Source organism: Photobacterium satsumensis (assembly GCF_050336935.1).
Taxonomy (GTDB): domain Bacteria; phylum Pseudomonadota; class Gammaproteobacteria; order Enterobacterales; family Vibrionaceae; genus Photobacterium; species Photobacterium satsumensis.
Genome location: NZ_JAKJSK010000010.1, coordinates 240,750 through 253,410, shown reverse-complemented (window position 1 = coordinate 253,410; position 12,661 = coordinate 240,750). Strand labels below are relative to the sequence as shown.

Annotated in this window: 2 protein-coding genes (1 of these 2 running past the window's edge); both read right to left on the bottom strand. The window is 54.0% G+C overall.

The features are described from left to right. Positions 1-2,778 carry the 5' portion of an amino acid adenylation domain-containing protein gene (locus L4D79_RS21105; protein ID WP_428654039.1) on the bottom strand. It extends 1,395 nt beyond the left edge of the window, so the window shows 2,778 of its 4,173 coding nt (coding positions 1-2,778); it begins with the start codon at positions 2,776-2,778; the stop codon falls past the left edge of the window. Further along, complete coding sequence (locus L4D79_RS21100) at positions 2,771-12,661, bottom strand: amino acid adenylation domain-containing protein (RefSeq protein ID WP_428654037.1); 9,891 nt, start codon at positions 12,659-12,661, stop codon at positions 2,771-2,773. Before L4D79_RS21100 ends, L4D79_RS21105 begins: the two co-directional genes overlap by 8 nt.

Below are 12,661 nucleotides of genomic sequence, written 5' to 3'. Positions count from 1 at the left end.
GACCTCACCCAGCTCGATACGGTGCCCCTGCAGCTTCACCTGGAAGTCCTTGCGTCCCAAAAACTCAATGTTACCGTCGGGCAGCAGTCGGCCTAGATCGCCGGTGCGGTAGATCCTCTCCCCCGAGTGAGGGTTGGTGACAAACGCAGCCGCCGTTTTTTCTTTATCCTTCCAGTAGCCGAGGCTGAGGCCAATCCCGCCGATACAGATTTCACCGGGTACCCATACAGGGCACGGTACACCTTCGCTGGACAACACCTGCATGGTTTGGTTTTTCAACGCCTTACCATAAGGAATACTGGTCCAATCCGGTGCCACCTCGACGATGGGATAGGCGATTGACCAGATAGAAGCCTCCGTGGCACCGCCGAGGCTGAGCAACTGAGCATCAGGCAGCAACGCCTTGCTGCGCTGCGGCAGATCGACCGGTATCCAATCACCACTCATCATGACATGCCGCAATGACTGCACATGCTCAGTGCTATCGGCCTGAAGGTCGGTGATCAGCAGGTCATAGAGGGTCGGTACGGTATTCCACAGCGTGATGTGATTCTCGGCGATCAGCTGCTGCCAATGCTTGGCTTCAACCCGACGCGAAGCGTCAGGAACGATCACCTTGCCGCCGGCTGCCAACAAACCGAAAATATCGTACACCGACAGGTCGAAGCTGAGTGACGATACCGAAAGGATGCTGTCACGCTCCGTAACCCCCAAGCGCTTATTGATATCAAGCAGAGTATTGACTGCCCCCCGGTGATCGATCATCACCCCCTTGGGCATTCCGGTTGACCCGGAGGTAAAGATCACATAGGCCAAATCCGTAGGGTGGCATTCGACATTAGGCTTGGTGACTGTCTTGCCCCAGTAAGGTGTGTCTTCCATGACCGCTGCATTGACCCAGCTAGGCCAATCAAAAGCCGCCATCCACTGCTGCTGACATAGGGCCAGCTTGGCTTCTGACTGTTCCAGCAGCTGCAGGCATCGTGACTCAGGCAAGGCAGGGTCAATCGGCACATAGGCCGCACCGGCTTTCAGAATAGCCAAGACAGCGACCACCTGCTGCCAAGACTTTTCCATCACTACAGCGACCAATTGGTTGGCCCCTACCCCTTGCTCAATGAGATAGTAAGCAATCTGATCACTCATGCTATCGAGTTCGCGGTATGTCAAGCTCCGATCACTGTGCACCACAGCTGTGCTATCAGCTCGGCATTGGGCTTGTCGCTCGAACAGCTGGTGCATGAGCAACTGGCTGACAGGCGTGGTGGTCTCGTTAGCTTTCTCTACTAACTGCTGGTGCTCCCTTGGAGTCTGGGAAACTTGCTGCTCTTGCCACGCCTGCGCATCGGCAGCGAGCCTGCGAACAAACTGCTGGTATACCGAGAACATGCTATCAAGCATGCCGGCTGGAAACACATCTTCAACCGCATCCCAGTCAACCACCAGGCTTCCCCGATCAAGGGCTATCTGGCAATCAAGCCATACCTGCGGAGTCTGTGTAATGACATAGTTTTCTTCACCCAACCATGAGAAAGGAGCCACACTGTCGCTTTGGCTAATGGCGCTGGTAAAGACCATCGGCATCGCAGCAGCGGCTGGGCTGTCATTGCGGCGAGCGATATCTCGAATCACGTCAACACCCGAATACAGGCTGTGGTCAATATCTTGCCAGAGTTGAGTTTGCAGCTTATTTGCCCGCTCTTTAAAGCTCTGAAAAGCGGCCATATCGGCTTCCAGCAACACCACTGAGGTAAAATCCCCCACCAGCTTATCGACCTGCGGATGAACCGGATGGCGGTCGAACAGCGTTAGGTTCAAGGTAAAGTGCGGGTCCTTACTCCATGTTGCCAACACGGTAGCATAGGCTGCCAGTAGCGCCACCGACGGCGTCACCCCGGCACTGCGGCACTGCTGGCCAAAGCAGGTCCACTCCTCGCTATCAAGGCGAAAGCTTCGGCGGCTAAACGGCGACGTTTTGCCCTGCGTGTTTTGGGCTACAATGGGAAGCTCCGGCGCAGCGGGAAGCGTATCAAGCCGTGCTTGCCAATAGGCTTGAGCTTCTCGGTAGTCTTGCCCCTGTTGCTTGCTGTGCTTGTGGTTTACATAGTCGCGAAAACTGGCTGCCAACGGCTCAAGCTCCAGCCCGGGAGTGTGGTACAGTTGCTCCCATTCACTGCTCAGGATATCTAAACTCCAAGCATCGAGAATAAGCACATCAAGACTAATATGCAGCCGTGAGCGATTTGATGACAAATGGCTGATCCGCATGTCAAACAGTGGCCAGCTCTCAGTATCAAAGACCTGGTGGGACATGATGTCCCGAGTTGCCATCAAAGCGGCATCACGATCTTCAGCTGCGCACTCGCGCAAATCTGCTACGGTCATTTGGTATTCGGGGACCTCTGGCAATACCCGCTGCATACCGTCTTCATTCACGACAGCACGAAGCATATCGTGACGCTCTACCAGTTGATTCCACGCCCGATTGAGACGTGGCAAGTCCAAACCTTGGCAATCAACCTCCATATAACCGTGGGCTGCAATCTCGCCCAAATCGAACCCCTCCCGGCGGCCTACCCAATAAGCCTCCTGTACTTCCGTTAATGAAAAGGGCTCGAACCGTGCCTTCGGTGTGAGCGGTAACTCTGCCTTATCTTGACGAGGTTGTGCCAGGCGAATTTTTTTCAGCAATGCAGCCCTGCCTTCTGCTGATAACTTACTCAGCTTGTCGCGAAGCGTGGCGTCAGGCGCTGAGCTTTCTGGGGATATATCACTCATCGTTCAATACTTCCTTTAACAATCCTTCAAACTGTTCGGCATCTAAGTGGCCGATTTCATCCATAAATTCTTCAAGCTCAAACGAGTCGCCTGTTGCTAGCGAATCAACATGGGTCGCTAGTTCAAATAACCTTGGAGAGTTAATGACATCGCTGAGATAAATTCTGATATCGAACTCTTGTTTAATTTTCTGAACCAAACGCATAGCCAGGAAAGAATCTCCTCCTAATGCAAAGAAATCATCATCAAATGTAATTTCATCCAAGTTCAATACTTGTAGCCAAATCTTCTTCAGCGATATTTCAGTAGGGCTCTCTCTTCTATTTTCCGAGCTTCCAATAACCGCCGCTTCAGGTGCACACTCGTCCCAAGTCAATTTTGACCTATCAACTTTTCCATTGACGGTCAAAGGCAGCCTTGCAAGCACCTCAATGTGTTCAGGTAGCATATAGCCCGGCAGCAGAGCACGAAGTTGCCTATTGAGCTCGTCATTCAACATGTCACCGCTGTGTGTGCGACTTTGGCTGCCAACAAAACCAATTAAGCGATAAGCACCTTGGTCATTGGCAATCGCCTTCACAACCACATCATCCACATCTGGTGACTGGGCAATAACAGACTCAATTTCACCCAACTCTATTCTGAAACCATTTATTTTGACCTGGTGATCTTTGCGACCAATATATTCAATATTTCCGTCTTGACGATAACGAACAATATCGCCGGTACGGTAAACCGCGCCCTTTTCTTTATTGGGTAGTTTGATAAAGGATGTGGTATTCAGCTCATCCCTATTCAAATAACCAGGCGAAACACTATCCCCTGCGATATATAATTCACCAGAGACACCGATCGGCACTTCATTTAACCGTTCATCAAGAATATAGAAGCGAGTATTATCGATAGGCTTACCGATATGGACGTCGCGTGCACGGTGAGGCAACAGTTCCGCGTAACTTACATAGGTGGTACATTCCGACGGCCCATAAAGATTACACAGCTTGATGCCTTTGCACTGGGCATGTATCCGCTCGACCAAGCTTGGTTTCAGCGGCTCGCCAGCCAAATTGACAACCGCGACCGACTCTGGCAGCAAATCCCGCTCAAGCATCTCCACCATGACCGACGGCACGGTATTGAGTAACGAGTAATTCCCGCCATGCTCTGCATCAATCACTTCGAGGGCATTTTCGACCAGTGTCAGCGCACCGCCTGTACTCAACGGCAAGAAGATTTCGAACACCGACAAATCAAAACAAATTGATGTCGAGGCGAGGACCTGCCGCAATTCATCTCGACGAAATGTGTGTCGGCCCCATGCCAGCATTGCGGCAGCATTGCGGTGGGTCAGCCTGACGCCCTTTGGCCTGCCAGTTGAGCCCGAGGTATAGATCATATAGGCCGTACTTTCCTCGCCAATAGCTAGCTCGAGATTTTCAGCACTGTAATGATCCAGCTGATCGGCGACCGACTCGATATCGACCAGCACTGTATCGTCCGGTAGCCCCTGGGGCACAGTCTGCGCCCGGCCTACCACCACACCAGCACCGGCGTCATCAAGCATCATCGCTAACCGATCCTGAGGGTAGCTGGGATCCAACGGAATGTAGCAGGCCCCGGTTTTCAGTACGGCAAACAACGACACGACAAGTGCCGACGAACGGTCAAGACACACACCAACGCGATCCCCAACCTTTACCCCCTTGTCCATCAGGTACCGAGCCAGTTGGTTTGCCTTATCATTAAGCTCTTGATAGGTAAGGAGCTGCTCGCGGCAATACACTGCTGGCAGCTGGGGTGACTCCTCCGCTAGCGCCTCAAAATCAGTAACCATCCCTCGCTGACCAACCTGATATTCGGTGTCGGTTTGGTTCCATTGTTCCATCAGCGCCTGTTCTTGACTGGCCAGTACCGACACCTCCTTCGCCGAGACGTCGGGGGCGCTGAAGAAGCGGTGCAAGAGAGCCTCCATCCGCTGGAGCAACCTTACTGCGGTCTCATGGCTAAACAGCTTGCTGTTATAATCCAGCACCAGCTCAATCGCCCCATTCAGCTCCATGGCATTCATGGTGATATCGTACTTAGTGAACTGGATCGGCGGAATGGTGAACAGAGCCGATAACGTTCCAAAATCAGGCTGTTCCACGGTTTCCATATTGAACAGCGCTTGAATTAAAGGAGCCCGGCTGGTATCTCGCGGCATATCCAGCATCTTCACCAAGTCGGCAAACAGCAAGTGCTGGTGTTCATAAGCATCGAGCAACTCACTGCGCATCTGGGTCAAGTAATTGCCCAAGGTGTCATCGCTACCCACATGGCTGCGGACGGGCAGCACGTTGAGGCAATAGCCAATAAGGTGCTCCGCCTCCGGGTCGCTCGGACGAATGGATACCGGTGTACCGACCACAATATCATCCTGGCCTGAGAGGCGATGTAGCAGCAAAGTGAACGCCGAGAACATAAACATAAACGGGGTACAACCCCTTTGCTTGGCGAACGCTTTGATCTGCTCAGTAAAGGCGGGCTCTAGCGTATGCACACACCGGCCTCCATTGCAGGCCAATACCGCCGGACGCGGGAAGTCTGTCGGCAAGTCGAGCGCCGGGGGCAGCGACCCCAAGCGAGACTGCCAATACGCTTGTTCCCCCGCGAGATCTGCCTTCTGCCGAATCCATTCACAGTAAGTGTGGAATCCCATGGCCGGGGCAAGTTCAGCGGTGTCGCTACCTGCACTGTAATGGCGATAAAGCTGGCCGATCTCATTGATCAAGACGTGATACGACAGCCCGTCGATAATGGCATGATGGGCCACCACGACAAGAAAATGGTGATCATGACCAAGACGCACCAAGCCAAAGCGAACCAAACTGTTGTTCGGCTCCAGTTCAAACGGCTTCGCGATTTCCTCTTCCAGCAACCGAATGAGGCGCTGGTGGGTCGTATCCCCTTCTTCATCAAGCAGCCACCTTGCCATCTCTACCGTGGCATCCGGTACGAAAACCTGCTCACTTTCAGCCGTATTGACCCGCGTCCGTAATGCAGGGTGGCGTCTGACAACCTGCTCAAGGGCTTGCTCGAGGGCGGGGAGATCCAATTGCCCGAGCAATTCCAGCACGACGGGTTCGTTGTATGCACTCGCGATGTCTCTCGCCGCCTCTGAAGCAACTAGCACATGTCGTTGGGCCGACGTCAGGGGAAGGCTCGATACATTGTTGCCCGCATCACCAAGATGCGCCACCGGCCCTGCTGATAAGCCAAAGCCCATTGACGAGATCCCCAACGGCTGAACGTCCTTGCCGATCAGGAAGCCCGTTTCGACCAGACCACGGACACAGTCTTTGATTGACGAGACGATATAAGCAATGTCGTCATCGGTATGGGCCAGAGATAGGAAACAGTTTCGCCCCTCCCAAATAAACAAACCACGGTATTGCAGGTGGTAATACAAGATCTCAAGATCCCCGGTATACTGGAACCGGAACAAGGAGCCACAGTTTAGTACCTTCATCGGGGTCCCAATTTCGCCGAAAAAGTGATTCAACTCGTCGGCCAATCGATCGGTTTTCGCATTGAGCCGTTCCTGAAGCTCTGGACCTTCGTCTATCAGGCGTTGCAAGGCCGCCCTTGCAGCTGCCAGCATCAACGGGTGCTTGCAGAACGTCCCCGCAATAAACGTGGTATTGCTGCTTTCAGGTGCAGAATGGTCCCCGTACTGCCAAAAGCCACCGTCAACAACATCCATGACCTCGGCTTTACCGGCGACAATGCCACAAGGCAAGCCCCCGCCAGCGATCTTGCCGTAAGTAGCCATATCAGCTTGGATTCCATACCACCCTTGGGCACCCTGCTGATGAATACGGAAGCCGGTCAGGACTTCGTCAAAAATCAGCACATTGCCCTGCTGAGAAGTGAGCTCGCGCAGGGTTAGCAAGAACGCCTTCGGCTGAAGTGTCGGGCGGCGGCTCTGAACACCTTCGACCAGAACCGCTGCAATGTCGCCACCGTTCTCGCGAATATAGTCAATCGCCGCCTGCTCGCCATAAGGCAGTACCACTAAGTCATCAATCATCCCCTGCATGACACCCGGCGCGACCGGTACCGACTCGGTACTGTCTTGCTGGTGGTTTTCCCGTCCGAGAATACCGTCGAAGGTCCCGTGGTAGGAGCCACTGAAAATGACGATCTTGCTGCGCTCGGTCGCAGCTCTGGCAATACGGCAAGCCGCCATCACCGAGTCTGATCCGGTGTTGCAAAATGTCACCCGCTCCATCCCTGTCAATTGGCACATTAAATCGGCAACCTCGCCCACCAGCGGAGACTGCGGCCCCAGCGGCATCCCCTCCTGGAGCTGGTCGACAATTGCTTGATTGATAAAGTCTGGGTTGTGACCAAACAAACTGGCGCCGAACCCCATGGTCAGATCGATGTATTCATTGCCATCAGCATCGTTTAAACGCGCGCCAGAAGATTGCTTAACCACCAAGGGATAGAGCATTTCCTTGGTGCTGACCCGAAACCCGGCCACCGTGCGATTGTCCGCCAGTGATGTGCGGTATTGCTGGGCATAGTGCTTCGAGGATGGGGTACGGCGGTTAAAAGTGCGGATCCACTGTTCAAGCAGCTGCTTCTGCTGCTCGCTGTAACTATTTTCGTCATCGGTACGCGGACGCCACGGGGGGAGCACGGCTTTCTTTGCGCTGGTCCTTGCCTCTGGTTTACCGCTCGCATTGGCCACTTTATCACCGCTGGCACTAACGGCGTGACCGGTACTCAGCAGTGCCAGTTGAGACTGAACCAGCTCCGAAACCAGCTTGATCTGCTGCTCGAACAATCCATGATATTCAGGGTTGGTTGCTTGTTCCGGCAAAGAATGCGATACCGGCAGGCTCGCTGGCTCGCTGGCTTCCGCACAGCACGCGGCAGTAGAGCAGGCAGCGACCGGCGGCGTGGCGACTTGGCTTTCTGCCGCATGTTCGGCGACAAAATCAGCCAATGATTGGACATCCGTCAGCTGCTCAAAAATTTGTCGAATCGAAAGCTGCACCCCAAAGACGTCTTCAATCTGGCCTATCATCCGCACCAAAATGATCGAATCGGCCCCCAACTCGAAGAATGTGCTATTAGGATCGAGCGATGAATGGTCGATCTTAAGCACGCTGGCAATCAACTCGACAACCGGTTCGGACAATATCTCCACCCCATCCTTTTTCTCCGCAGCGAGCTGAGTGTCAACATCCAGAGGCGATGACGACTGGCTGGCCACCCAAAAGGGTTTGTGGGTAAACGGATAATTTGGCAACGACACCTGACAACGACGCTTGCCCCCCAGAGCTGCAGACCAATCGACATTCGCCCCGCGGGTATATAGCCCTGCCAGTACCCGCCCAAAGCTTTGCTCAAGCGGCTGTTTGGTGTCCATACAGGCTGCAATGCCCTCTTTACCGACACCCGCAAGCTGCCTGACAAGTTGAGAAAGAACCGGTTTAGGACCGATCTCAATAAAGAAGTCACAACCGGTATCGACTGCGCTCTTGACCCCTTCGGCAAACTGGACCGGGGATAGCAGGTGCTCAGACCAATAGCGGCTAGCGATCGCTCTATCGCCGTCATGCTGTCGGCCGGTAACATTCGAAATCAAAGGATAATCTGGTGCCGAGAAGCGCATGGCTGCCGCAAACTTATCCAGCTCGCCAGCTACATCAGCCATCAGCGGCGAATGGTAAGGCTTGTTGACCTCTAGCCGACGATAGGCAATACCTTCCCCTTCTAGCCGATCGCAACAACTCGAGATATCGGCTTCTGAGCCTGACAACGTAACGGCTCGAGGGGCATTGCTGGCCGCAATGCTGACGCCCCTGCCCAGCAAGGGGAGCAGCTGCTCGGCCGTTGCCGAAACAGCCAACATCGATCCAGCAGGAGAAAGTGCATCGATCAACTCGGCCCTGCGGATCACCAGCTCAAGGCCGTCTTCGAAACTCATACAGCCCGCAATCACCGCACCGGCATATTCACCTAGGCTATGGCCTACAATTACCGCGGGTTCCACTCCGATGGCTAGCCACCAGCGGGCTATGGCAACTTCAAGTACATACAGCGCAGTTTGGGCAAAAGGTGGGATCGCCAGCAGCTGCTCAGCTCCGGCATTCCCTGTTAGCAAGTCCAATAAGCCGCGGTGGCCATGAGTCGTGATCACAGCATCGGCCTTATCAAACAGCGCCTTAGCCTCTGGTAGTTGTTGATAGAGGGCTTTGCCCATCCCGAAGAACTGGGAGCCTTGACCGGTAAAAACAAAACCGACACGGGGTTGACGGTCGGGACGAGCCTGGCCTATCACGCCGCTCTGCTGCGGCAGAGCCTCGATGGCCTGCTGCACCGAACCAGCAACAACGGCCAAGCGATGGGTATGGTGGCTGCGACCTGTAGCCAGCGCATAGTTTACGTCAGTCATTGCCGAAGGGGCATGTTGCACCAACCTCCCTGCCAACTGTTCAACCAGCGCCTGCAGACTTGAGGAAGACTGGGCTGACAATAACGTTACCTCGGGACTGAAGTTCATTGCCGGTTGACTACTGACAGCCTTGGCTTCGCGAACGACTACGTGCGCGTTCGCACCACCAAAGCTAAAACCACTGACTCCCGCGACGCGTGGCAACTCGGCCTCCCACTTCCGGCTAGCCTGCAACAGCTCAATCCCTGAATGCTCTAGCTGGATATGGGGGTTTACCTGCTCAAAGTTGGCTAGCTTGGGCAGCCATTGATTCTGCATAGACAGCACGGTTTTGATCAGGCCGGCGATACCGGCAGCGGCCTCCAGATGGCCAATGTTAGTTTTCGCCGCCCCCAATGCCACGGGCGTTTTGCCAAATACCGCCTTCAGCGCATTGATTTCGATAGGATCACCCAGCGGGGTACCGGTACCGTGTGTTTCCACGTAACTCAGCTCACTTGGGCAGACTTGGGCATCTGCCAATGCCTGGCGGATCACATCCTGCTGGGCCAGGCCATTCGGGGCAGTAATACCATTACTCCGGCCGTCTTGGTTGGTTGCCGAGCCGATCAACCATGCCTGAGGGTGGCAGTGCGCCAGGGAAGGGCTGTCCGCTCGCGCCAGGATCACCACTCCACATCCTTCGCCCCTTACATAGCCATTGGCCTTCGCATCAAAGGTATGGCAAGTCGCGTCTGCAGACAGCATTCCGGCTTTGGTCAGCGCTTGATTCCACTCAGGATTGCGGATCATGTTTGCTCCCCCGACAATGGCTAGCTCACACTCCCCCCGCTGCAAACTTTGAATGGCAAGGTGAACAGCGACCAGGGATGAAGAGCAAGCGGTATCAACAGCCAGGCAGGGCCCTTTCAAATCAAGGAAATAGGAAATGCGGCTTGCCGACAAACTGTGAGAGGCGCCGGTGCAGGCATGGGCATCTATCGCCGTACCTTGCTTGGCAAGCTCGATGGCATAGTCTGATGCTGAAATGCCGACAAAGACGCCTGTCCGGCTGCCCGCGAGCGAGCGTGGTGGGATCCCAGCATCTTCGAGTGCATGCCAAGACTGTTCAAGCAACCAGCGTTGCTGGGGATCCATCTGCTCAGCCTCGAGGGGGCTGATCCCAAAAAACTCCGCATCGAACCCTTCGGCATCGTCGAGGTAACCTGCGTCCGGCAACTCACCGGCACGGCGGATACTGCTCTGTCCTTCGGCCAGCATTGCCCAATATTGCTCTAGGTTAGCCGCTCCAGCAAACCTACAGGCCATGCCAACAACCGCAATACCATGCTCCTGAGAGCCGCCCGCCTTGCTGCCCTCGCCCTCAGAAACCGTCTCACCAGCCAGCGCCCGCGCCAAGTCTCGAGTCGTCGGATAATCGTAAAACACTGTCGGCGAGACAGCCTGGCCGTAGAACTCTTCCAGCTCACCAGAAAGCCCGACCAAGGCACGCGATCCCAGCCCGAAAGAAGAAAAGGGCGACAGGCTGTCGATGTCATCCACCGGCTTGGCCGTTAACTCGCCCAATTTAGCGATCAGCCATGCCTCCAACTGCTGAGCAGTGAACACTGTACCTGAGCGCATCGCGGAAGCGACCTCTGGCGTGCCTTCTTCCTGTGCTTCGACAACTGGCAATAGCGAAGCGCTGTACCAGCTCGCCACCTGCTTCAAAGACTGTCCGAGGAACCCCTGTTTATTCGCAGCACGCTGCACTTTGCCTGACGTCGTCTTCAGCAAGGCACCAGGGCGAAGGAGCACAATACCGGCAACCTCCAGGGCATGATGCTTCGCTATCTGATCGCGGATCACCTGGAAGATTTCCTCCCCAGACTCAGCTTTAAAATTGCGCTCAACTTCTTGCACGACCCCGAGGTGATCCTTACCGTCGATCGTAATTGGGAAAGCAGCGCAGCCACCGGCTCTCACCAGCGGATGGCATTTATCCACTGTCCATTCAATGTCCTGCGGATAATGGTTTTCCCCATCGATAACTAGCAAATCTTTAAGCCGGCCGGTCATATACAGCTCACCATCACGCACAAAGCCCAGATCCCCAGTCCGAAGGTAGCGCTTGCCATCGTCTACCTCGGTACTGATCTTGAAGTGAAATGCATCGGCCGTTTTTCGGCTATCCTTCCAGTAGCCTTGAGATAGGATTTCGCCCTCAACCCAAATTTCACCGATCTTATTGTCCTCACATAAGGCGAAGTCCGATGGGTTGACTATCTTGATCTCTGTGTTCGGTGCAGGAACACCGCACGAGACTATCGCCCTTGCCATATGCTCGTCAGCAGCATCACGGATCCAGCCCTGCTCCAGCGCGTGACTATCGGCATATACTGTACCGGGGAACCCTGCTGCTGGCGTGGACGTCACCTTGCAGGTTGCCTCGGCAAGCCCATAGGCAACACAAAAGGTTTCGGGGTGAAAGCCCGCGGGGGCAAATTTGTCACTAAACTGACTGAGGGTTTCCGTTCTCACTGTCTCGGCTGCATTCTGGGCAACTCGCCAGCTACTGAGATCCAACCCTGACAGTTGCTCGTCGCTCACTTTGCGGAAGCATAAGTCATAGGCAAAGTTTGGAGCCATGGTATGGGTGGCCTGGTAATCGCTCATTGCTTTAAGCCACCGGTATGGCTTCTGAATGAAAGTCACCGGAGACATGATATAGGTTGAAAATCCGTTATAGACGGCCTGTAACATACCGTATATCAAACCGAGATCGTGAAAATGGGGCATCCATGTCACCATCTTCGAGTTTCGGTCATGGCCCCACCGGTAATCAAAGCTGAACATGTTTTCAATCAGATTGTGGTGGGTCAGTACGACACCTTTGGGCTCGGATGTTGAGCCCGACGTAAACTGCAGATAAGCAACCTTTTCCGGGGTAATTGGCACCGGTTGCCAGACTTGCTCACAGTGTGGTTCCAACGTATTGGTCGCAATCCAGTTGTAATTATCAAGCTCTGGAATTTTTTGCTTTAAATTTGCGAGCTTATTTAGCATCGTTGATGTGGTAAGGATCGTCGTGGTACCGGCTGACTCTGCTATCCTCATAATCTTTGGCAACATTTCAGGAAGCCTTGAAAAACCATGCATTTGTACCGGAATCCCAATAATTCCCCCATAGAAGCAGGCAAATAATGATGTGAGAAAATCAAGTCCGGCTGGGTAGAGCAATACGGCGCATTCGTCAAAAGAGAGGTGCTCTTTCAGCTGAGTGGCATAAGATTTTGATATGCTGTCGAGCTCTGAAAACGTCAGGCTTTCAGATACGGTCTCTCCCCCCTTGAGAAAACTGTATACTGTAAAGTCAGGATCAGTTTCAGCTCTTCTGGATAATATTTTTACCAAATCATCGTATTCATTACCTAAAACATCACTTTGCATGGTCAT

Excerpts from the sequence above, each read along its gene's own strand:
- L4D79_RS21100 (WP_428654037.1), bottom strand. The coding sequence starts at position 12,661 with ATGACCATGCAAAGTGATGTTTTAGGTAATGAATACGATGATTTGGTA.